Origin of the sequence: Streptomyces sp. GbtcB6, from assembly GCF_019091475.1 — a bacterium.
Taxonomy (GTDB): Bacteria; Actinomycetota; Actinomycetes; order Streptomycetales; family Streptomycetaceae; genus Streptomyces; species Streptomyces hyaluromycini.
Map to the genome: position 1 here is coordinate 13,623 of NZ_JAGXJL010000028.1, position 22,189 is coordinate 35,811.

The 22,189-nt window shown below is 72.6% G+C and carries 18 protein-coding genes and 1 pseudogene; 11 read left to right on the forward strand and 8 right to left on the reverse strand.

Features of this window, described 5'->3' with window-relative positions; translation table 11 throughout:
* Positions 1–138: 138 nt before the first annotated feature.
* On the reverse strand, positions 139–2,004 hold the full coding sequence (locus KVT45_RS36020) for an ABC transporter ATP-binding protein (RefSeq protein WP_217553471.1): 1,866 nt from the start codon (positions 2,002–2,004) through the stop codon (positions 139–141).
* 164 nt (positions 2,005–2,168) lie between these two features.
* On the opposite strand from KVT45_RS36020, the gene KVT45_RS36025 reads away from it, so the two are divergent.
* Both KVT45_RS36025 and KVT45_RS36030 read left to right on the forward strand, forming a co-directional pair.
* On the forward strand, positions 2,169–3,152 hold the full coding sequence (locus KVT45_RS36025) for a lysylphosphatidylglycerol synthase transmembrane domain-containing protein (RefSeq protein ID WP_308310964.1): 984 nt from the start codon (positions 2,169–2,171) through the stop codon (positions 3,150–3,152).
* A gap of 31 nt (positions 3,153–3,183) precedes the next feature.
* Positions 3,184–3,948, forward strand: a complete 765-nt coding sequence (locus KVT45_RS36030) for a crotonase/enoyl-CoA hydratase family protein (RefSeq protein ID WP_217553376.1) — start codon at positions 3,184–3,186, stop codon at positions 3,946–3,948.
* A gap of 1 nt (position 3,949) precedes the next feature.
* On the opposite strand, the pseudogene KVT45_RS36035 reads toward KVT45_RS36030, so the two are convergent.
* The 3 genes and pseudogenes from KVT45_RS36035 to KVT45_RS36045 form a co-directional block, all read right to left on the reverse strand.
* Positions 3,950–4,963, reverse strand: a pseudogene (locus tag KVT45_RS36035) (FAD-dependent oxidoreductase); the annotation flags it as partial.
* A complete protein-coding gene (locus KVT45_RS36040) occupies positions 4,960–6,342 on the reverse strand; it encodes an FAD-dependent oxidoreductase (RefSeq protein ID WP_217553378.1) in 1,383 nt (460 codons plus the stop codon). The pseudogene KVT45_RS36035 and the gene KVT45_RS36040, both read right to left, overlap by 4 nt.
* On the reverse strand, positions 6,339–7,790 hold the full coding sequence (locus tag KVT45_RS36045) for an FGGY family carbohydrate kinase (protein ID WP_217553379.1): 1,452 nt from the start codon (positions 7,788–7,790) through the stop codon (positions 6,339–6,341). The genes KVT45_RS36040 and KVT45_RS36045 overlap by 4 nt, the downstream gene beginning before the upstream one ends.
* A 140-nt stretch (positions 7,791–7,930) precedes the next feature.
* On the opposite strand from KVT45_RS36045, the gene KVT45_RS36050 reads away from it, so the two are divergent.
* Positions 7,931–9,022, forward strand: coding sequence for a mechanosensitive ion channel family protein (locus tag KVT45_RS36050; protein WP_217553380.1), 1,092 nt, complete (start codon positions 7,931–7,933; stop codon positions 9,020–9,022).
* Positions 9,023–9,225: 203 nt separating this feature from the next.
* Here KVT45_RS36050 and KVT45_RS36055 read toward each other — a convergent pair whose 3' ends face one another.
* Complete coding sequence (locus KVT45_RS36055) at positions 9,226–10,809, reverse strand: M1 family metallopeptidase (protein ID WP_217553381.1); 1,584 nt, start codon at positions 10,807–10,809, stop codon at positions 9,226–9,228.
* Between the two features lie 225 nt (positions 10,810–11,034).
* Here KVT45_RS36055 and KVT45_RS36060 point away from each other — a divergent pair, with 225 nt between their 5' ends.
* The 4 genes from KVT45_RS36060 (at position 11,035) to KVT45_RS36075 (ending at position 15,019) form a co-directional block, all read left to right on the forward strand.
* Complete coding sequence (locus KVT45_RS36060) at positions 11,035–13,251, forward strand: NADP-dependent isocitrate dehydrogenase (RefSeq protein ID WP_217553382.1); 2,217 nt, start codon at positions 11,035–11,037, stop codon at positions 13,249–13,251.
* Between the two features lie 336 nt (positions 13,252–13,587).
* On the forward strand, positions 13,588–13,902 hold the full coding sequence (locus tag KVT45_RS36065) for a hypothetical protein (protein ID WP_217553383.1): 315 nt from the start codon (positions 13,588–13,590) through the stop codon (positions 13,900–13,902).
* A gap of 273 nt (positions 13,903–14,175) precedes the next feature.
* Entirely contained in the window at positions 14,176–14,640 is a 465-nt protein-coding gene (locus tag KVT45_RS36070) for a hypothetical protein (protein WP_308310965.1), read from the forward strand.
* A gap of 34 nt (positions 14,641–14,674) precedes the next feature.
* Complete coding sequence (locus KVT45_RS36075) at positions 14,675–15,019, forward strand: hypothetical protein (RefSeq protein ID WP_217553385.1); 345 nt, start codon at positions 14,675–14,677, stop codon at positions 15,017–15,019.
* On the opposite strand, the gene KVT45_RS36080 is transcribed toward KVT45_RS36075, so the two are convergent.
* Entirely contained in the window at positions 14,986–15,510 is a 525-nt protein-coding gene (locus KVT45_RS36080) for a hypothetical protein (protein WP_217553386.1), read from the reverse strand. The genes KVT45_RS36075 and KVT45_RS36080 overlap by 34 nt on opposite strands.
* 620 nt (positions 15,511–16,130) lie before the next feature.
* Here KVT45_RS36080 and KVT45_RS36085 point away from each other — a divergent pair.
* The 4 genes from KVT45_RS36085 to KVT45_RS36100 all read left to right on the forward strand — a co-directional run bounded on the left by KVT45_RS36085 (position 16,131) and on the right by KVT45_RS36100 (position 20,913).
* Positions 16,131–17,495 (forward strand): bifunctional o-acetylhomoserine/o-acetylserine sulfhydrylase, encoded by a 1,365-nt coding sequence (locus tag KVT45_RS36085; RefSeq protein ID WP_217553387.1) that lies wholly within the window; start codon positions 16,131–16,133, stop codon positions 17,493–17,495.
* Positions 17,492–18,643: a homoserine O-acetyltransferase gene (locus KVT45_RS36090; RefSeq protein WP_217553472.1), complete on the forward strand. Its 1,152-nt coding sequence runs from the start codon at positions 17,492–17,494 to the stop codon at positions 18,641–18,643. Before KVT45_RS36085 ends, KVT45_RS36090 begins: the two co-directional genes overlap by 4 nt.
* Before the next feature lie 145 nt (positions 18,644–18,788).
* A complete protein-coding gene (locus tag KVT45_RS36095; protein WP_217553388.1) occupies positions 18,789–19,580 on the forward strand; it encodes an N-formylglutamate amidohydrolase in 792 nt (263 codons plus the stop codon).
* Between the two features lie 58 nt (positions 19,581–19,638).
* Positions 19,639–20,913 carry a cytochrome P450 gene (locus KVT45_RS36100; RefSeq protein ID WP_217553389.1) on the forward strand — a complete coding sequence of 425 codons (1,275 nt, stop codon included), beginning with the start codon at positions 19,639–19,641 and terminating at the stop codon, positions 20,911–20,913.
* A gap of 168 nt (positions 20,914–21,081) precedes the next feature.
* On the opposite strand, the gene KVT45_RS36105 is transcribed toward KVT45_RS36100, so the two are convergent.
* Both KVT45_RS36105 and KVT45_RS36110 read right to left on the reverse strand, forming a co-directional pair.
* Entirely contained in the window at positions 21,082–21,561 is a 480-nt protein-coding gene (locus tag KVT45_RS36105) for a hypothetical protein (protein ID WP_217553390.1), read from the reverse strand.
* Positions 21,558–22,157, reverse strand: a complete 600-nt coding sequence (locus tag KVT45_RS36110; protein WP_217553391.1) for an RNA polymerase sigma factor — start codon at positions 22,155–22,157, stop codon at positions 21,558–21,560. The genes KVT45_RS36105 and KVT45_RS36110 overlap by 4 nt, the downstream gene beginning before the upstream one ends.
* Positions 22,158–22,189 lie beyond the last annotated feature (32 nt).

Genomic DNA, 22,189 nt, shown 5'->3' on the forward strand with positions numbered 1-22,189 from the left:
TTTGGTCAGGTGGGTGTTGGCTACACACGTGAGCTTTATTTAAGGCGTGAAACTAAAGGTCCGGACCACAGTCGTCAAGTAGGGGAGCGCTCCCCTCCTCGACTCATAGGAAAACGTGACGGTGAGGTGAACGCTCTGTCAGGGCGTCGTCACTTCTGTGAACTGGGTGCGGTGCAGTTCGGCGTATCGGCCGTCCGCCGCGAGGAGTTCGTCGTGGGTGCCGCGCTCCACGATCTGGCCGGCCTCGACCACCAGGATCTGGTCGGCGGCCCTGATGGTGGACAGCCGGTGGGCGATGACGACGGCGGTGCGTCCCGCCAGTGCCTCGGCGAGGGCCTCCTGGACCGCCGCCTCCGAGGTGTTGTCGAGATGGGCGGTGGCCTCGTCGAGGATGACCACGCGCTGGCGGGCCAGCAGCAGCCGGGCGATGGTCATCCGCTGCCGCTCGCCGCCGGAGAGGCGGTAGCCGCGCTCGCCGACCACCGTGTCCAGGCCGTCGGGCAGCGACCGTACGACCTCGCCGAGCCGGGCGCGGCCGAGGGCGTCCCACAACTCCTCGTCCGTGGCGGCGGGCCGGGCGAGCAGCAGGTTGGCGCGGACGGTGTCGTGGAAGAGGTGGCCGTCCTGGGTGACCATGCCGAGAGTGGCGCGCAGGGAGCCGGCGGTCAGGTCGCGGACGTCGGTGCCGCCGATGCGGACGGTGCCCTCGTCGACGTCGTACAGGCGCGGCAGCAGCTGGGCGATGGTGGACTTGCCGGCGCCGGAGGAGCCGACGAGGGCGACGGTCTGGCCGGGTTCGGCGCGGAAGGAGATGCCGTGCAGGACCTCGCTGCCACCGCGCGAGTCGAGGACCGCGACCTCTTCGAGGGAGGCGAGGGAGACCTGGTCGGCGGCCGGGTAGGCGAAGCGGACGTCCTCGAACTCGACGGCCACCGGGCCTTCGGGGACCTCGCGGGCGTCCGGTTTCTCCTCGATCAGGGGCTTCAGGTCGAGGACTTCGAAGACCCGCTCGAAGCTGACCAGCGCGCTCATCACCTCGACGCGGGCGCCGGCGAGCGCGGTGAGCGGGGCGTAGAGCCGGGTCAGCAGCAGGGCCAGGGAGACCACCGCGCCCGGTTCCAGGGTGCCGCGCAGCGCGAACCAGCCACCGAGGCCGTAGACCAGGGCGAGCGCCAGCGAGGAGACCAGGGTCAGCGCGGTCATGAACACCGACTGGGCGGTGGCGGTGCGCACGCCGATGTCCCGGACCCGGGCGGCGCGGGCGGTGAATTCCGCCGACTCCTCCTCGGGGCGGCCGAAGAGCTTGATCAGCGTGGCGCCCGGCGCGGAGAACCGCTCGGTCATCCGGGTGCCCATGTCCGCGTTGAGCGCGGCGGCCTCCCGCTGCATCCGGGCCATCCGGCCGCCCATCCGGCGGGCGGGCACCACGAACACCGGCAGCAGCACCAGCGCGAGCAGGGTGATCTGCCAGGACAGGGTGAGCATGACCGCGAGCGTGAGCAGCAGCGTGACCAGGTTGCTGACCACACCGGAGAGGGTGCCGGCGAAGGCCCGCTGGGCACCGATCACGTCGTTGTTGAGACGGCTGACCAGCGCTCCCGTACGGGTACGTGTGAAGAACGCGACGGGCATGCGCTGCACATGATCGAACACGGCCGTGCGCAGGTCGAGGATGAGGCCCTCCCCGAGCGTCGCCGAGAGCCGCCGCCCGAGTACCCCGAGCGCCGCCTCCACGACCGCGACCAGCGCGATCAGCAGCGACAGCCGTTCGATCGTGCCGGTGTCGTGCCCCGACACGATCGCGTCGACGACGTGGCCGGCGAGCACCGGGGTCGCGACGGCGAGCAGGGCGGTGACCACCCCGAGCAGGACGAAACGGACAATGCCGCCCCGGTACGGGCGGGCGAAGGCGGCGATGCGGCGCAGCGTGGCCCGGTCGAACGGGCGCCGCTCCTGCTGGGCGGTCATCACACTGTGCAGCTGCATCCAGGCGGTGGTCTCCATACTCATGAGGGAGAACGTAGGACCTAAAGCTTCGTTGAGGTCAATGTCCGCTCGCCGTTCTCCGCACGAAGGACCCGATGAGTCCTCACCCGCTTCCCGTCTGTCATCCGGTGTCTCCTCTGCCGCCACCCGCAGTTGGGACGGCGCGGAAAACCTCTCCCGGTGTGACAGCGGTAAGAATCCCCGACTTCCGTGAGAGCCGTCTCCCCCGGCTCGCCCGCCGCATCCCCTGGCGGCACATCCTCACCCTGATTCCGCTCGTGCTGGTCGCGGTCATCGCGGTGCAGCACTGGCCGGTCCTCGTCGAGGGCTTCGGCCACCTACGCAACGCCTCCTGGCCCTGGCTGCTGGCGGCCGGTGGTGCCACCTGCCTGACCTGGGTGGCCGCCGCCTTCACCCGGCAGGGTGCCGTCGTCCAGCGGCTGCCCCGCTGGCGGCTGCTGGCCACCCAGCTCGCGGCGGGCTCGGCCAACCATCTGCTGCCGACGGGGCTCGGCTCCGGCGCGGTCAACCTGCGGTTCATGACCGTGTGCGGGGTGCCGCTCGCCACCTCCTCCGCCGCGCTGGCCCTCTACCTGCTCGCCGAGTCGATCGCCCGGGTGGGCCTGATGGCCGTGTTCTTCGTCGCCTTCCCCGACGCGCTGCGGCTCGACGGCCTGCTCCCCGACGGTGACGTCGGACCGGTCCTCGCCGTCACCGGCGCGCTGGTGACCATGGCGCTGGCCGCGCTGTTCCTCGTACGACGGGTGCGCGAGCCGGTGTTCCGCTTCGTGCGCAGCGCCCTGGGCGAGGCCCGCTCGGTGCACACGCGTCCGTCCCGGGCGCTGGCGCTGTGGGGCGGCTCGCTGGCCTTCCCCGCGCTCCAGGCGGCCGGTCTGGTGGCGGTGGGGCAGGCCCTGGGCCTCGACGTGCCGCCCGCGCACATGGCGCTGGCGTACCTGGCGGCCACGGTCGCCGTCGCCCTCATCCCCACGCCGGGCGGCCTGGGTTCGGTGGAGGCGGCGCTGATCGTGGCGCTGGTGGCGGCCGGCGGCCCGGTGGCGGTGGCCACGGCCGTCGTCCTCGCGTACCGGATCATCACCGTGTGGGTGCCGTTGCTGCCGGGAGCCCTGACACTGGGAGCGCTGGTACGACTCAAGGTCATCTGACACGGGGTGGCCTTCCCAGGGAGGGAAACGCATGCCGGTCCGCCTCGAACGCAAGGGTCCTGTCACCACGGTCGTGCTCTCCCGGCCCGAGGTGCGCAACGCGGTGGACGGGCCGACGGCGGCCGAACTGGTCGCCGCCTTCCGGGAGTTCGAGGCGGACGACGAGGCCCGGGTGGCGGTGCTGTGGGGTGAGGGCGGCACGTTCTGCGCGGGCGCGGACCTCAAGGCGATGGGCGGCGAGCGCAGCAACCGGGTGGCGGAGGACGGCGACGGCCCGATGGGCCCGACCCGGCTGCGCCTGTCCAAGCCGGTGATCGCGGCGATCGCCGGGCACGCCGTGGCCGGGGGCCTGGAGCTGGCCCTGTGGTGCGATCTGCGGGTCGCCGAGGAGGACGCGGTGTTCGGCGTCTTCTGCCGCCGCTGGGGCGTGCCGCTGATCGACGGCGGCACGGTACGGCTGCCCCGGCTGATCGGCACCAGCCGGGCGATGGACCTGATCCTCACCGGCCGCCCGGTCCCGGCCCCCGAGGCGTACGAGATGGGCCTGGCCAACCGGGTCGTCCCCGCCGGCCGCTCCCGTGCGGCCGCCGAGGAACTCGCCGCGTCCATCGCGGGTTTCCCGCAGGCCTGCCTGCGCAGTGACCGCGCGTCGGTGCTGGACCAGGAGGGGCTGGCCGAGACGGCGGCGATGGGCGCCGAGATCCGTCACGGGATGGGCGTGTTGGCGGACGGCCTGGAAGGGGCCGCGCGGTTCGCGTCGGGGGCGGGCCGGCACGGGTCCTTCACGGGCGGCTGACCAGCCACTCCAGCACCGCCCGCCCCGCCTCGACCCCCTCCCGGGTCGCCGCCCGGACGTCCAGTCCCGGGTGCCGCAGACCGCCGACGGCGAAGACCCCCGGGCGGTCGGTGTACGGCCCGTGGGCGAGGGCGATCCGGGCCCGCCGGGCGAGTTCGTCCTCGGCGGCGAAGTCCCCGGTGAAGACGACGGTGTCGCAGGCGAGGACGCCGGTACGCCCGTCGAGGTGCCGGATCCGTACGCCGGACAGCCGCCCGTGCCCGAGGATCTCGGTGACCTTCGTACCGGTGAGCAGCGGGACGCGGGAGCGGAGCCGGGCGTCCAGGGCACGGACGGATCCGGCGCGCGGCCGGTCGGTGACCATCGCGACCACCTCGGCACCCGCCGCGCGTACGGTCCCGGCCGCCGCGTACGACACGTCCTCGGCCCCGACCACCACCGCCCGCTCGCCGATCGGCTGGCGGTAGCGGTGCACGGCCTGCAGAAGCTCTCCCCCGGTGTGGATCCCGGCGGGCCGGGTGCCCGGGATCAGCCGTGCCGCGCGCGGGCGTTCGTAGGCGCCGGTGGCGAGGACCACCGCCCGGGCCGTGACCGTCTCCGGGCCGCGCACGCCGATCGTGGCGAGGCCCAAGCGCTCCGCTTGCCGTGTGCCGACTGCGGCGCCGTCGTGGCTGGTCGCGCAGTTCCTCCCCCAGCCTTCGGCCGGGGGGACCCCCAGCGCCCGGAAGGACGCTGTCGAACCGGCCCAGTCCAGCACGGTCACCCCCGTACGGACCACCGCTCCCGCCCGCGCGGCCGCCTCGACGAGCAGCCGGGCGCAGGCCGGACCGGTCAGCGGCCGGGTCCAGGTGCCGAATCCGCCGTGGGCGCAGTAGCGGGGCACTCCCCCTGCCTCCGGTTCCCGCTCCAGTACGTCGACCCGGCCGGCTCCGGCGGCGGCGAGCCGGGCGGCGGCCGCGAGACCGGCTGGACCGGCACCGACGACGAGTACGTCGACGTGGCGTTCGGCCGTCACGGTCTGCCCGCCCTCTCGAACAGCTCCCGCACCGTCGCCCCGCAGTGGAAGCCCTGGCAGCGGCCCGCACCGGCCCGGGTACGGCGGCGCAGGCCCGGCAGGCCGCGTGGCGGGATCGTGGCGGCGAGGGCGTCCCGGATCTCGCCGAGGGTGACGTGCTCGCAGTGGCAGACGACGGTGTCACCACCCAGCTGGTAGGGGCGGGGGAAGGCGGTACCGAGGTTCGGCATGCGCACCGGTTCCAGGTCGACGGGGTTCTTCAGGTCCAGCCCCGCGTCCCCCAGCAGTCCGGTGACATGGGAGGCGATCGCGAGCGACGCGGTGAGGCCCGTGGAACGGATGCCGCCGACGGTGACGTACGCCTGGCCGGGGTGGGCGGAGATGCGGTAGTCGTCGTGTTCGGTGGCGGCGCGCAGCCCGGCGTATACGGCGGTGACCTCCTCGTCTACGAGCGCGGGCAGGATCCGGCGGCCCTTCTCGCGGAGCAGCGCGAGTCCCTGCGCGGTGGACTGGGTGGCGGTCCTGTCGTCCAGGTCCTCCGCGGTCGGGCCCAGCAGGACGTTGCCGTAGACCGTGGGGGCGACCAGGACGCCCTTGCCGAGAGCGGTGGGGACCGGCAGCAGGATGTGCCGGACGAGGGCGCGGGCGAGCCGGTCGTAGACGATCAGCTGGCCCCGGCGCGGGGTGACGGTGAAGGCGCGGTGGCCGAGGAGGCTGTCGAGGGTGTCGGCGTGCAGGCCGGCCGCGTTGACCAGGTGGCGGGTGTGCAGCGGGCCGCGCGAGGTGGTGAGGGTGTGGATGCCGTCGCTTCGGCTCACCGCTGTGACAGGTGAGTTGAGGTGGAGATCGACACCGCCCCGCACCGCCTGGGTGGCGTAGGCCAGGGTGGTGCTCCAGGGGCAGACGATGCTCTCGCCGGGCACGTGCAGCGCGCCGAGGGCGCCGGGGCCGAGGTGGGGTTCGCGGGCGTACAGCTCGTCGGCGCCCAGCTGCCCGGTGTCGTGGCAGTCGTTGCGTACGGCCTTGCGCGCGAGGTCCGGCAGGGCGGCCAGTTGCTCCCGGTCCCAGGCGACCAGCAGCGCGCCGACCGGCTCGACCGGGATGCCGGACTCGGCGGCGTACGCGGCGAGCAGGCGGGAGCCCTCGCGGACGAGGCGGGCCTCCAGGGTGCCGGGGTGGGCGTCGAACCCGGTGTGCAGGATGGCGGTGTTGGCCTTCGAGGTGCCCTGGCCGACGTCGTCCTGGGCCTCCACCAGAGCGACCCTGAGGTGCGGGTGGCGGGCGAGTTCGCGGGCGATCGCGCTGCCGACGACCCCGGCGCCGACGACCGTCACGTCGTACGGCGCGGAAGGCAGCGGCCCCTCGGCGGTGACCGTCACGCGGGCGCTCCGGAGCCGAATCCGGCCACCGGCCCGTCGAGCAGGGTGGCGACGGCGGCCCGGAAGACGCCCAGGCGGTCGGCGGCCTCGGCGGCCGAGATGCGCGGCTCGTAGACGGCGGAGGGTCTGCCGTCCGGCAGGAAGTCGACGGGGTCACTGCCGAGGTGGGCCAGCGCGCCCACGCCCAGGGCGGTGGCATCGGGCAGTGTGGACACCTCGACGGGGCGTTGCAGCAGGTCGGCCTGGGTCTGCATGAGCAGGGCCGAGCGGGTCAGCCCGCCGTCGACGCGCAGGGCGGTCAGCGGGGTGCCGAGGTCGGTCTCGGCGGCTTCGGTGAGCTCCGCCACCTGCGCGGCGAGGCCCTCGCACAGGGCGCGCGCCAGATGCCCGGGGCCGGTGTCGAGGCCGAGCCCGGTGAGGGAGCCGCGCAGGTCGCCGCGCCACCAGGGGGCGGCGAGCCCGGCCAGCGCGGGGACGAAGGTGACCCCGCCGGTGTCGGGGACGGTGCCGCCCACCCGGTCCAGGTCGGCAGGGCCGGAGATCACGCCGAGGTCGGTGAGCCAGCGCACGGCGGAGGCGGCGGTGTACACCTGGCCGTCCAGGCAGTAGCCGGGCTCTCCGGCGAGGCGCCAGGCGACGCAGCTGACCAGTCCGGAGGTGCTGTGCCGGGGTGTGTCACCGGTGTGTGCGAGCAGGAAGGCCCCGGTGCCGTAGGTGCACTTGGCGCCGCCGGGCCCGGTGATGCGCTGGGCGAGAAGGGCGGCCTGCTGGTCCACGGCGAGGCCGGTGATCGGGATCTTGTCCCCGAACTCCTTCGTGGTGCCGACGAGTTGGGCGTTGTCGACGATCTCGGGGAGGTGTTCGGCGGACAGCCCGTAGAGGTCGAGGGCGCGGGACGACCACTGCACCCGGTCCAGGTCGAGGAGGTGGGTGCGGCCGGCGGTGGCGGCGTCGGTGACGTAGGCGCCGGTGAGCCGGTGGACCAGCCAGGCGTCGGTGGTGGTGACGACTCCCTCGGTGGTGAGGTGCCGGCGGATCCAGGCCATCTTCGGCGCGGCGAAGTAGGGGTCGAGCGGGAGGCCGGTGAGGGCGCGTAACTCCTCGGCGTGCTCAGCGAGTCCGGTGCAGACGGACTCGGCCCGGCGGTCCTGCCAGACGATGGCGTCGGTGAGCGGACGCCCGGTGCCGGGGTCCCAGGCGAGGACGGTCTCGCCCTGGTTGGCCAGTCCGAGCGCGGTCACCGGTTCGGCGGCCTCGGCGAGCGCCCGGCGGCCGGCGACGAGCACCGAGTCGTAGAGCTCCACGGGGTCGGCCTCCACCAGGCCGCCGGGCAGATGCCGGGTCCGTACGGCGACGAATCCGGTGCCGATGACGCCCCGTTCGGGGCAGATCACCAGGGCCTTGGTGCCGGACGTGCCCTGGTCGACGGCGAGCACCGGACCTGTCATCGAGCCTCCCCTGACGATCACTGCGCGACAGCCTGCCGCAGTGGCGAGGGGCAGCACAAGCGCACCCGGGTGCAGCCGGTACGAACCTCCGTACGGATACGGCAGGATGAGCGGTTGCACAATCGAATGGGAGGTAACCGGTGAACCGAGCGCTCACCGTCGATGACCTGGTCCTGGCCGGAATCGCCCTCGCGGCGGGCCTGCTGCTGGCCTTTCTGTCGCGCGGGATGCTGCGCTGGCTGGCCAAGCACGCCAAGCGGACCCGCTGGAGCGGTGACGACGTCGTCGTGGACGCGCTGCGCACGGTGGTCCCGTGGGCGGCGATCGCGGGCGGCGCGGCGGCCGCGGCGGCGGTGCTGCCGCTGACGAGGACGGTCCAGCACCACACCGACCAGTGCCTGAAGGTGCTGCTCATCTTCGCGGTCACGGTGTCGGCGGCACGGGTGATCGCCGGGCTGGTGCAGTCGGTCACCCAGTCCCGCTCCGGGGTCGCCGGTTCGGCCACGATCTTCGTGAACATCACCCGGGTGCTGGTCCTGGCGATCGGCTTCCTGGTGATGCTCCAGACGCTGGGCATCTCCATAGCGCCCCTGCTCACCGCCCTGGGCGTGGGCGGTCTCGCGGTCGCGCTCGCCCTCCAGGACACCCTGGCCAACCTCTTCGCGGGCGTCCACATCCTCGCCTCCAAGACCGTCCAGCCGGGCGACTACATCCAGCTGAGCAGCGGCGAGGAGGGCTATGTCGTGGACATCAACTGGCGCCAGACGACCGTCCGCCAGCTCTCCAACAACCTGGTGGTCATCCCCAACGGCCAGCTGGCGAAGACCAACATGACCAACTACACGCGTCCCGAGCAGCAGTTGACGGTCCTGGTGCAGGTGGGTGTGGGCTACGACAGCGACCTGGACCATGTCGAGCGGGTCACGCACGAGGTCATCGCCGAGACCATGACCGAGATCACCGGCGCGGTCCCGGACCATGAGCCGGCCATCCGCTTCCACACCTTCGGGGACTCGCGGATCGGCTTCACGGTGATCCTGGGCGTCGGCGAGTTCAGCGACCAGTTCCGGATCAAGCACGAGTTCATCAAGCGCCTGCACCGCCGCTACCGCGAGGAGGGCATCCGCATCCCCGCTCCGGCCCGCACGGTGGCGCTCCAGCAGGGGGCCGTGGTGATCCCGCAGCAGCGCGTCACGGACGAGATGCCCGCGGGTCCGCCGCGCATCGACTAGGGCCTGTCGTTTGGATCATGCCGGCGTCGCGGGGCGTGGCACGCACATCTGCGGCGTTGTCGTCGGTTGTCGACGCTCCGCGTCGCCGCCCTCCTCCGCCTTGCAGCTGCACGCACCACGCCCCGCTCGGGTCGGTCGGCAAGGCATCGTGAGTCAGGCCGACCTGATCCAAACGACAGGCCCTAGCCCCCTGCCGGTCGCGCCTACAGCGTGGCCGAGTTCTCGTGGTGGTGGCCGCCGCGCAGGCTGTGCGGGGTGGCGAGGGCCGGGGTCACCGGGGTGACCGTCCAGTCGGGGTGGCCGGGCATGCGCGGGGTCGTCGTGCCGTAGAGCCAGTCGCGGAGGAAGCCCGACTGGTCCTGGCCGGTGACCTCGCCGGCCACCGCGATGTAGTCCTCCGTCGAGGCCGAGCGGCGCCGGAAGCGGTCCAGGAAAGTGCGCTCGACCGTGTGGAAGGCGTCCTCGCCGACCAGCTCGCGGAAGGCGTACAGGACCAGGACGCCGCCGAGGTAGCGCTGGCTGTCGAAGAGGTCGACCTCGTTCGGGGCGGCGACCGGGCCCGAGTCGTGGCGCCACTGGTCGCCGCGGGCGTAGGTGTCCTTCATCCGGGCCTCCATGGTGGTCAGGCCCAGCGAGTCCGGCCAGCCGCGTTCGTAGCGGTAGAGCAGCCCGTAGAAGTCGGCGTGGCCCTCGTTCAGCCAGAGGTCGGCCCAGGTGGCGGGGGAGACCAGGTTGCCGAAGTAGGAGTGGACCAGCTCGTGCATCATGTGCGAGCCGATCTTCGGCTCCGCCTGGAGCAGGAAGTTCGGTTTGTACAAGGTCAGAGTCTGGGTCTCCAGTCCTGTGAAGTCGAAGGCGTTCGGGTCGTCGGAGTTGCAGGGCAGCAGGCCGTACGTCTCGAACGGGAAGGCGGCGCCGAGCCGGTCCTCCAGCCAGGCGACCTGGCCGGCGGTGAGGGCGAGCGCCGGCTCCAGGGCGGCGGCGCGGGCCGTGGGGACGACGTCCCGCAGCGACAGGCCGTGCGGGCCCGGCCGGTCCTTGACCACGTAGTCGCCGACGGTGATCTGGACGAGTTCGGTGGCGATCGGCGAGCGGGAGCGGTACGAGTACGCCGTCCGGTCGCCCGGGAGGTTCTCGACACAGGTGAGCAGGCCGTTCGCGACGCCGCGCAGACCGCTCGGGACGGTGACGCGGAAGGTGAAGTCCGCCTTGTCCGAGGGGTGGTCGTTGCACGGGAAGACGGTGTGCGCGGAGTTCGGCTGCGGGCAGATCGCGAAGCCGTCCGGGGTGGGCACCCACGCGGTGTGCGGGAGGGTGCGGCGCGGGTCGGCCGTGTAGGTCACGCACACGGTGACGTCGTCCCGCTCGCACAACGGCCGGGCCGGGGTGATCCGCAGCTTCTCGTCCGCCTGCTCGAAGGCGGCGTCCCGGCCGTCCACCCGTACGGCGGACACGTCCAGGCCCAGGGCGTCCAGGGAGAAGCGGGACAGGTCCTGGATGGTGCGGATGCGCAGGGTCGCGGTGGCGTCGACCAGCAGGGTCGTGGCGTCGTACGCGAGGTCGAGGTCGTAGGCGAGGACCCGGTAGCCGTCGTTGCCGAGGGCCGGGTAGACGGGGTCGCCGAGGGTTTCCGGGCCCGGGGCCGGTGTGCTGCCCCCGGCCCTCGCGGCGCCGCTTTTCTCCCCCGCGGAGAAGGGACGCGCGAGGGCCGGGGCCCCCGTGGCCAGGACGGTCGCCGTGCCGAGCAGGGCGGCCGCCGGGGCCGTCACTCTGGTGCGATATCTCATGGTCCGCTTTCGCTCGGGCGGGCCGGGTGGTCGGTCCGGCCGCCGGGTCGGTGGTGGCTCGTGTGGTGGCTCGTTTGTCATGACCACCCTTTTGACCGATCCGGTTGCCCGCCGTACGACAACCGGACAACCGGATCTTCCGAGTCGCGGACCCCTGTCGAGCATGGGTCGATCACGAGATATCTTGATGTCGAGCAATGTTGCAGACGTGGAGCGGAGCACCCGGTGACTGACTCGACCATCATCTACACCTACACAGACGAGGCCCCGGCCCTCGCGACGCACTCGTTCCTGCCGGTGATCCAGGCGTACGCCTCGCAGGCCGGTGTCGCCGTGGACACCCGCGACATCTCGCTGGCCGGCCGCATCATCGCCGTCTTCCCCGAGTACCTGAACGAGGACCAGCGCATCCCGGACGCCCTGGCCGAGCTCGGCGAGCTGGCCAAGACGCCCGAGGCCAACATCGTCAAGCTGCCGAACATCTCGGCGTCGATCCCGCAGCTGAAGGCCGCCGTCGCCGAGCTCCAGGGCAAGGGCTACGCGCTGCCGGACTACCCGGACGACCCGAAGTCCGACGAGGAGCGCGAGATCCGCGCCCGCTACGACAAGATCAAGGGTTCCGCCGTGAACCCGGTCCTGCGTGAGGGCAACTCGGACCGCCGCGCCCCCGCCTCGGTCAAGAACTACGCCAAGACCCACCCGCACCGCATGGGCGCCTGGACCTCCGAGTCCAAGACCAACGTGGTGACCATGGGCGAGAACGACTTCCGCTCCACCGAGAAGTCCGCCGTGATCTCCGAGGCCGGCAAGCTGAAGATCGAGCTGGTCGCCGAGGACGGCACCACCACCGTCCTCAAGGAGTCCGTACCGGTCCTCGCGGGCGAGGTCGTCGACGCCTCCGTGCTGCACGTGGCGCAGCTCAACGCCTTCCTGGCCGCGCAGGTCGCGCGGGCCAAGGAGGAGGGCGTCCTGTTCTCCGTGCACCTGAAGGCCACGATGATGAAGGTCTCCGACCCGATCATCTTCGGTCACGTGGTGCGCGTCTTCTTCCCGAAGACGTTCGCGAAGCACGGCGAGACGCTCAAGGCGGCCGGTCTGTCCCCGAACGACGGTCTGGGCGGCATCCTCAAGGGCCTGGAGAACCTGCCCGAGGGCGCCGAGATCAAGGCCTCCTTCGACGCCGAGATCGCCGAGGGCCCGGCCCTCGCGATGGTCGACTCGGACAAGGGCATCACCAACCTGCACGTGCCCTCCGACGTCATCATCGACGCCTCGATGCCGGCCATGATCCGCACCTCCGGCCACATGTGGGGCCCGGAGGGCCAGGAGGCCGACACCCTCGCGGTCATCCCGGACTCCTCCTACGCCGGTGTCTACCAGGCCGTGATCGAGGACTGCCGGGCCCACGGCGCCTTCGACCCGTCCACCATGGGCTCGGTCCCGAACGTGGGCCTGATGGCGCAGAAGGCCGAGGAGTACGGCTCCCACGACAAGACCTTCGAGATCGCCACCGCCGGCACGGTCCGCCTGGTCGACGCGGCCGGCAACGTCGTGATCGAGCAGCCGGTCGCCGCCGGCGACATCTTCCGCGCCTGCCAGACCAAGGACGCGCCGATCAAGGACTGGGTGAAGCTGGCCGTCACCCGCGCCCGCGCCACCGGCGACCCGGCCGTCTTCTGGCTGGACGAGGGCCGTGCGCACGACGCGCAGCTGATCGCCAAGGTCGAGCAGTACCTGGCGGAGCACGACACCGAGGGCCTGGACATCCGGATCCTCTCCCCCGTCGAGGCGACCAAGCTGTCCGTGGAGCGCATCCGCCGCGGCGAGGACACCATCTCCGTCACCGGCAACGTGCTCCGTGACTACCTGACCGACCTCTTCCCGATCCTGGAGCTGGGCACCAGCGCCAAGATGCTGTCGGTCGTCCCGCTGATGGCGGGCGGCGGCCTGTTCGAGACGGGCGCCGGCGGTTCCGCGCCGAAGCACGTCCAGCAGCTGGTCAAGGAGAACTACCTGCGCTGGGACTCCCTCGGCGAGTTCTTCGCCCTGGTGCCGTCCTTCGAGCAGTACGCCGACTTCACCGGCAACGCCCGCGCCAAGGTCCTCGCCGACACCCTCGACCGCGCCACGGCGACCTTCCTCAACGAGGACAAGTCCCCGACCCGTCGCGTCGGCGGCATCGACAACCGCGGCAGCCACTTCTACCTGTCCCTGTACTGGGCGCAGGAGCTGGCCGCCCAGACCGACGACGCCGACCTGGCCAAGGCGTTCGCGCCGTTCGCCGAGTCGCTCGCCGCCGACGAGCAGCAGATCGTCGACGAGCTGCTCGCCGTCCAGGGCTCCCCGGCCGACATCGGCGGCTACTACCAGCCCGAGAAGGCCAAGGCGGACGCGGTCATGCGCCCGTCGGCCACCTGGAACGCGGCGCTCGCGGCCCTCTGAGCCGAAGCCGCCTCTCGAAGTCTCCGCCCCGGCAGGCACCCCGCCCGCCGGGGCGGAGCCCTGTCCGGCCCCGTCACCCCGGCGGCGTCTCCAGCTCCAGCCATCGCGCCAGGTCCTCGATCTCCCGGCCGATCTCGGCGCTCATGGCCTTGGTGAACGGCACGTCCTGGTGGACGGCGTCGACCCGCAGCCGCCCGGCCGTCCGGTCGGCGGTGGCGTCGAGCTTTCCGACCAGCCGGTCTGGCCGGGCTGTTCGGGGACGCCATCCGTGGTGCCTCGCCGGATGCGACGCCCGCCGAGTGCCTGCAGGCCGCGTTCGCGGCCGCCGAGGCCGCGATGACCCCGCAGCAGCGGGCCAGGACCGCCCAGCGCGTGCTGGTGGTCGCGGCCAACACCGAAGTGCAGGAGCGGGGACTGCTCAAGCACGCCAGGATCGCCGGGGCGGTCAGCGCCGCCCTGCGCGCACGCGGCACGGACGAGCTGACCGCCCGGCTGGGGGCGGAAGTGGGGATGCTCGCCTTCAGAATCGCCGTCGAGCGCCGGCTGGAGTCGGACGACGGCGAACCGTTCGCGCTCCATGCCGTAGCGGCCTTGAGCGAGCTGCGGACACGCGCGGCCGAGCTCGACTCCCGACCCCGCCCTTCAGTCTGACGTCGAGGGCTGGATCTCCCCCTGTTCGACGCGGTGTCGTCGCACCGACGCGTCGAGGTCCTCGGCGGTGAACCGGGCAACGGTCCCTCCTCACAGATGTGGAAGGTCTTTCCGGTCGGGAAGGCCGCCCGGGTACGCCGGTGCGGATGTCTGCCCCATCCCGGCCGGCGGCCTCCTCGGCCAGGAGCGCTCGGACGGCTTCGGGCGCCGCGTCAGAACAGTCATCAGGGGTTCCGTGCTGCGGTTGGCTAGATTGATCGAGTGTTCGAACGAGTGGGTACTGAACAGTCCGCGGCCCTGGACGCGCTCGCCTGGAAGGTCCGCAACGAGCTGGCGGCCGCGGGCCTGCCCGTGGTCGCGCCGGGGCTGGACCCGGTCCTGGCCGGCGGTGCCGAGGTGGACATCGACGACGGTGCCGACGCGGCGGGCGGCGTATTCGTGGCCTGGCAGGCAAGCCCTCGCCTGCGGGCCTGCGCGATGCGCGCCTTCAGGCTGAAGCAACTGGACGAGCCGGTCCTGCGGCATGCCAGTGCGGTCGGAGCCGCGATGATGCAGGCGATGGCCGCGGTCTTGGCCTCGGCGGGCTTCCGCGTCGAGGACGCGCACGACGACTACCGGCCGCAGCAGCTGCGGGTCCTCGCCGGCCCGCCGTCCGGCCACTCCCCGGCGTGGTCGCTTCGCGACGACGAACTCACCCTGCCCGGATGGCAGGAGGCTCCGGCCGGCGGTGCCGACTGAGGCGTCGACGGTCGTGTTGAATCGGCTGATGGACATGTCCTCCCGAGAGATCCGCGTGCCCCTCAGCGAGGTCGTCGCAGTGCTGCAGGACCTGAACGAGTTCGTCGTCTCCCTCGACCGACTCGGATCCCGCCAGGCATCCGGAACCGCCGACGAGCACACCGTCGGCAGATTCGTCGCCGACTGGGATGTCGCTCGGCGATTGGCCCGCGCCCGACGCGTCCTCAGCGTCGCGCTGGATGCACAACTGAGCGAGGAAGAAAACGCCGAGATCGACACCCTGTGCGACCAGGGCCACTTCTACGGCACGGACGGCGCCCTCAGCCCCCGCCGCGCAGAGCGAAGTCACCCGGGCGTCGCGATCCGCGGTGAGGAATAGAGGAACTGGTCCTTGCCCAGGGGCTGTTCCTCGACCTGGCCACGCCACAGGAGTACGCCGTGGCGCCGCTCCCAGAGGAACACGTACACGCCCTTGACGATCCGCTCCGGCACGAAGAAGACCGCCCAACCGATGGCCCAGGGACTCCAGATCAGGCCGAAAACCAGGGACGGCAGTCCGACGAGGACAGCGAAGACTCCGTCAAAACTGCGGCGCCAGGACTCACGCGAGGCGGGGAGTACCGCCTCGGGGTCGGCCAGGGGGACTGCGCTCTCGAAATCGCGCTTCTCTCCGCCCAGCCACCTTGACCCGGTCGAAACCGCCAGCAGGCCGAAGAACGCGCTGGCCCCTGCAAAGTACAGCAAGAGAGCCACCTTGAAGGTGTCGACCTGCGGCAGCCCGCGCACGCCCAGGACCACAGGCGCGGTGACGGCCATGGCGACCCCCGCCTCGACGACGGTTGTCAATTGATGGTGAACGTAGCGCACCACGGCTTTCCCCCTCCGCCCGCGCCCGCCCGGGACGGACACAGCACTCACTATGCACACCGTGCGCGCCTCGGCAAGCCGCCCGCCCCGTCGTCCACCCCGGCCATGCGCCCCACCCCGCTTGATCGTCCGTTGCCGGGCCGCGGATCGGGTATCCACAGGCGAAAGACCAGGCCGATCGCAACGATCACGCCGGAGGGGCGGTACGCCCGGACCGCCGTTTCCCGACCGAGCGTCAGGAACGCGTCCAAGGCCGGCAGCCCTTGTGGCCGACATCCTCGACGACATGGACGTGGACCTCGTGAGACGTCCTCGCCGCCGTCACACCGGCCACACGGGGCGCCCGGCGTGACACACGTATGTCGTTCGTGAAGTCTGCGTGTCACGCGTGTCGCGTGGCTGGTCCGCGGTGACCCGCTGTGGTTCGCTCGACCCATGACGGTGCTTGTGACCCGACGTCAAGTCGACCACGTGCGTGTCACCACCACAGGGTGTCGCGCCGAGAGCTGACGCCCCGCTCCGGCCCTTCCCACGCCCTCTCCCGTTCCCCTGTTCTGCCGAGTTCTGCCGACGCGTGCCCGTACGCGCACGCCGTCCTGCCTTCCCGCACGAGGAGCAGCACCATGAGCCAGCCCATCGACTCCGTCACCGCCGGTCACACACCCGAGGAGGCGCCCGCCGGGCCCGACACCTCGGCCTGGTCGTTCGAGACCCGGCAGGTCCACGCCGGGGCCGCGCCGGATCCGACGACCGGCGCCCGGGCGACGCCGATCTACCAGACGACGTCGTTCGTGTTCCGGGACACGCAGCACGCCGCCGACCTGTTCTCGCTCGCCGAACCCGGGAACATCTACACCCGCATCCACAACCCCACCCAGGACGTCTTCGAGCAGCGGATCGCCGCCCTGGAAGGCGGGGTCGCGGCGGTCGCGCTGTCGTCCGGACAGGCCGCGGAGACCCTGGCGATCCTGACGCTGGCGGGCGCGGGCGACCACATCGTGTCGAGCACGTCCCTCTACGGCGGCACCTACAACCTGTTCCGGCACACGCTGCCGAGGTTCGGCATCGAGGTGTCCTTCGTGGACGACCCGGACGACGCCGAGGCCTGGCGGGCGGCGGTCCGCCCGAACACCAAGGCGCTGTTCGCGGAGACGCTGGGCAACCCCCGCGGCAACGTGCTCGACGTGCGGGCGGTCGCGGACGTGGCGCACACGGCGGGCGTACCGCTGATCGTGGACAACACGGTCCCGACTCCCTACCTGCTGCGGCCCCTCGAGCACGGTGCGGACATCGTGGTGCACTCGGCGACCAAGTTCCTCGGCGGGCACGGCACGACGATCGCGGGCGTGGTCGTCGACGGCGGCAGCTTCGACTTCGGCGCGCACTCCGACCGCTTCCCCGACTTCACCGAGCCCGACCCCAGCTACCACGGCCTGCGCTACTGGCCGGCGCTCGGCCCGGGCGCGTACGCGATCAAGCTGCGGGTGCAGCTGCTGCGCGACCTCGGCCCGGCGCTCTCCCCGCACTCGGCGTTCCTGCTGCTGCAGGGCGTGGAGACGCTGAGCCTGCGGCTGGAGCGGCACTCGGCCAACGCCCAGGCGCTGGCCGAGTGGCTGGAGCAGCGCGACGAGGTCGCCGCCGTCCACTACCCGGGCCTGCCGTCCAGCCGCTGGTACGAGGCGGGGCAGAAGTACCTGCCGCGCGGCGCCGGCGCGATCGTCTCCTTCGAACTGCGGGACGGCATCGAGGCGGGCAAGCGGTTCGTGGACGCGGTCGAGCTGTTCAGCCACCTCGCCAACATCGGTGACGTCCGGAGCCTGATCATCCACCCGGCGTCCACCACCCACAGCCAGCTGGACGAGGAGCAGCTGACGGCGACCGGGACCGCGCCGGGCCTGGTTCGCCTGTCGGTCGGCATCGAGAACCTCGCCGATCTCAAGGCCGACCTGGAGGCCGGATTCCGCGCCGCCAAGGGCGCGGCGTCCTGAACGCCGTACCGCATCCCGAGGTTCCCCTCCCCCTTCCGCCGGTCCGCGGGGCCTGGCGGGAGGGGGATCCGCCGGGTCGTCGGCAGTGGTACGCGGCGGAGAAGCCGCTGCCGCTGGAGGCGGGCGGTGAACTTCCCGGCGTACGGCTGGCGTTCGAGACCTGGGGCCGGCTCGCCCCCGATGCCGCCAACGCCGTGCTCGTGCTGCACGCGCTCACCGGGGACAGCCATGTCGCCGGGCCCGCCGGGCCGGGGCATCCGACCCCTGGCTGGTGGGAGGGCGTGATCGGGCCGGGGCTGGCGCTGGACACCGACCGCTGGTTCGTCGTCGCCCCGAACGTGCTGGGCGGCTGCCAGGGCAGCACCGGACCGGCCGCGGAGCGGGCCGACGGGCGCGGGTCCTGGGGCGGTGCCTTTCCCTTCCTGACCCAGCGCGACCAGGTCGCCGCCGAGGCCGGGCTGGCCGACGTCCTGGGCATCGAGCGGTGGGCGCTGGTCGTCGGCGGCTCGATGGGCGGGATGCGGGCCGTGGAGTGGGCGGTGACGTACCCGGAGCGGGCCGCGGCCCTGCTGCTGCTCGCCACGACGGCCGCGGCGAGCGCGGAGCAGATCGCGTGGTCGGCCGTCCAGCTCACCGCGATCCGCACCGACCCCGACTGGCAGGGCGGCGACTACCACGGCACCGGACGCGCCCCGCACACCGGCCTGGGCCAGGCCCGCCGGATCGCCCATGTCACCTACCGCAGCGAACCCGAGCTCGCGATCCGCTTCGGCCGGACCCCGCAGGGCGCCGAGAACCCCTTCGACGGCGGCCGCTACCAGGTCGAGTCGTACCTCGACCACCATGCCGCCAAGCTGGTGAGACGGTTCGACGCGGGCAGTTACGTGGTGCTGTCGGAGGCGATGAACGCCCATGACGTCGGCCGCGCCCGGGGCGGGGTGCGGGCCGCACTCGGCCGGGTCACGGCCCGCACCCTGGTGGCGGGCGTGGACTCCGACCGTCTCTATCCCCCGGCCCAGCAGGCCGAGTTGGCGGCGCTGATCCCGGCCGCGGACCGGCTCCGGGTGATCGAGTCGCCGTACGGCCACGACGGCTTCCTGATCGAGACGGAACAGGTGGGCGCGCTGGTGCGGGAGCTGCTCGGCTGAGGGCTCAGCACGGGCCGGCCGGCGGGGCGGGCCGCCTCGATGCGCTCGCGGAGCCGGACGAGGAACCGCCCTGCCCCGCCCCGTCCGTCGTCGATGTGACACCTTGATCCCGCACCTGCCACTGCCAACGCCCCGGGAGCCGCCCGTGTCCCAGCCGTCGTACGCACTCCTGCCCGGCGCCGCCGGGTCGCCCGTGATCCTGCACGTGCCGCACTCGGCGCGGACGATCCCGGCCGGGGTACGGGCCGGCATCGTGCTCGACGACGCCGCGCTGGAGCGGGAGCTGGACCACATCACGGACGCGCACACGGCGGAGCTCGCTCAGGCCGCGGCCGAGCTGGCCGGGGTGACCCCCTGGCGGTTCGTCAACCGGCTGTCCCGGCTGGTCGTCGACCCTGAGCGGTTCCCGGACGAGCGGGAGGAGATGCTCGCCGTCGGGATGGGGGCCGTGTACACGCGGACCACGCACCGGGGTGTGCTGCGGGACGAGTCGTCCGACCCCGGGCCGTTGGTCGAGCGGTACTTCCGGCCGTACGCCCGGGCGATGACGGAGGCCGTCGCCGGGCGGCTGGCCGCGACCGGGCGGGCCGTGGTGATCGACGTGCACTCCTATCCGAGCCGGGCGCTGCCCTACGAGCTGCACGGGGCGGGGCCGCGGCCGCCGGTGTGCCTGGGCACGGACGCCTTCCACACCCCGGCCGGGCTGACGGAGGCGGCCCGCACGGCCTTCGCGGGGTGCGGGGAGACGGGGCTGGACAGCCCGTTCGGCGGCACCTACGTGCCGCTGGAGTTCTACGGGACGGACGCGCGGGTCTCCGCACTGATGGTGGAGATCCGGCGGGACCTCTACATGACCGAGCCCGGCGGTCCGGCGGGCCCGGGAGCGGACCGGCTCGCCGCCGCCCTCGCCGCGCTGGTGGACGCCGCCGGCCGCTGACCCTCCGGCTGGAGCATTCCGGCAGGACACGGGGTGAGGGCCGTACGACCGTGGAGACATGACCACGGAGATCACCGCGCCGACGGCCACGGAGACGACCGCGCCCGCGACGGCTGAGCCGCTTCCGCCCGTCTGCGAGGCCGCGCCGCCGGTGCGGGACTGGCCCGCGCTCGAGCTGGAGGGCACGGACTTCGACCCGGTCCTCGCCGCCCTGATGACGGAGGGGCCGGTCACCCGGATCCGGCTGCCGTACGGCGAGGGCTGGGCGTGGCTCGCGACCCGGTACGAGGACGTCAGGACCGTCACCAACGATCCGCGGTTCAGCCGTGCCGAGGTCACCCGGCGCCAGGTGACCCGGCTGGCCCCGCACTTCAAGCCCCGGCCGGGCTCGCTGGCCTGGGCGGACCAGCCCGACCACAACCGGCTGCGCAAGCCGCTCGCCGGTGCCTTCACGGTCGGTGCGATGAAGCGGCTGCGGCCCCGGGCGCAGGAGATCCTCGACGAACTGGTCGACGGGGTCGTACGGGACGGGCCGCCCGCCGATCTGGTCGAGCGGGTGCTGGAGCCGTTCCCGATCACCGTGGTCAGCGAGGTGATGGGGGTGCCGGAGGCGGACCGGGACCGGGTGCACGCCTGGACCCGGCAGATCATCTCCACCTCGGGCGGGGTCGAGGCCGCCGGCGCGGCGAAGCAGGGGCTGTACGGGTGGATCACCGAGGCGGTACGCGCGCGTGCCGACAGTCCGGGTGACGACGTGTACTCGCTGCTCGGGGTCGCGGTGGCCCGCGGCGAGATCGGCGAGGAGGAGGCCGTCGGGCTGGCCGGTCCGCTGCAGATCGGCGGCGAGGCGGTCACCCACAACTGCGGGCAGATGCTGTTCCTGATGCTGACGCGGCCGGAGCTGATGGCGCGGATGCGGGAGCGGCCGGCGGAGCGCGGGCCGGTCCTGGACGAGCTGCTGCGCTGGATCCCGCACCGCAGCACGGTGGGGCTCGCCCGGATCGCCCTGGAGGACGTCGAGCTGGGCGACGGCACCCGGATCACGGCCGGCGACCCGGTGTACGTCTCCTACCTCGCCGCCAACCGCGACCCGGCCGTCTTCCCCGGCCCGGACCGTATCGACCCGGACCGCGACCCCAACCCGCACCTCGCCTTCGGCCACGGTGCGCACTACTGCACGGGCGCGGTCCTGGCCCGGCTGCAGACCGAACTGCTGGTCGACACCCTCCTCGACCGGCTGCCGGGGCTGCGGCTCGCGGTGCCGGCCGAGGGGGTGGAGTGGCGCCGCAAGACGATGATCCGGGGGCCGCGGACGCTGCCCGTCACCTGGTGACCGGCGGCCGGACCGGAACAGACCGCCGAGCCCGTCACACCGACCGTCCGGCCGCTCCGCAACCGTATGAAGTCCCGCTGCGGCCGGGAAGTCCGGGCGTGGGCCGCGGGCCGGCAGCGGGGCTTCCCGCCGCCGGTTCAGGGCGAGGTCGTGCACGCGGGCGCGGCTTCACGCCCGCAGCCACTCCGTCACGATCACGTCCCCGCCCGTGCGCAGCCGGAGCGCGAACGGCCCGGCGGGCGGGGTGTCGCAGGCGAAGCGGCCCATGCCGTCGACGGTGAGCGGGCGGGCCGCCGCCGGACCGCCGAGCACCTCGATCCGCGCGGACTGCGGGGGCAGCAACTGGCCGAGCAGCCCGTCGCCGGTGACCTCGACGTCCACGGTCAGTTCGCCCGCCCGGAAGGTCAGCATCCGGGGCGGGTCCTCGACACCTCTGACGGGGATGGCGTCGACCAGGGAGTCGAAGGTCAGCTCGGCGACCCGGGCCTCCAGGTCGTGCAGCGCGTAGGCGTCCATGGCCAGTTGCAGCAGCTCGGCCGGGAGCGGGTCGAGGACGGCGGCCGCGCGACGCAGTTCCTCCTCCAGGAGGTCCGCGTCGAACTCGGCGTCGTCGAAGCCCTCGTCGGCCGGGAAGTCGTGGTCGCTCACACCGCACCCCTCGCGTCGAGCCGGGCCCGCAGCCGGCGCAGACAGCGCTGGCGCAGCGGGCCGATGCTGCCCACGGCGATGCCCAGCGCGACGGACACCTCGACATAGCTGGGCGGCGGCGAGGCCATCAGGACACGCAGCAACTGCCTGCAGCGGTCGCCGAGTTCCTCGAACTCCTGCCAGACGAGGCGGATCCGCTCCGCCTCGTCCGCCTCGTCCTCCGCGTCGATCAGGGACTGTTCGGGCGTACGGTCCTCGCTGACCCGGTCCAGGACCTGGGGATCGTCGGTCGGCAGCAGCCGGGTCAGTCCCCGGATCACCTTCAGGCACTCGTTGCGCGCCGTGCTCGCCAGCCAGGAGCCCGCCTTGTCGGGCTCCCGGATCCGGCCCAGGTGCTGGGCGAACCGGAACCACACGGTCTGGTACACCTCGTGCCCGTCGGCGTCGGAGAGCCGGTGCGCGCGCACCACGGACCACACCAGTGGGCTCAGCCCCTCCACGAGCGCCTTCCAGGCCGCCGCGTCGCCGTCGACGGCGGACTGGACCAACGCGCCGACCTCTGCTCGGTCCACGGTCCCACCCCTCGTGTACGGCAAGTCATCGTACGCCGTGGAGGGGAGTGTTCCGG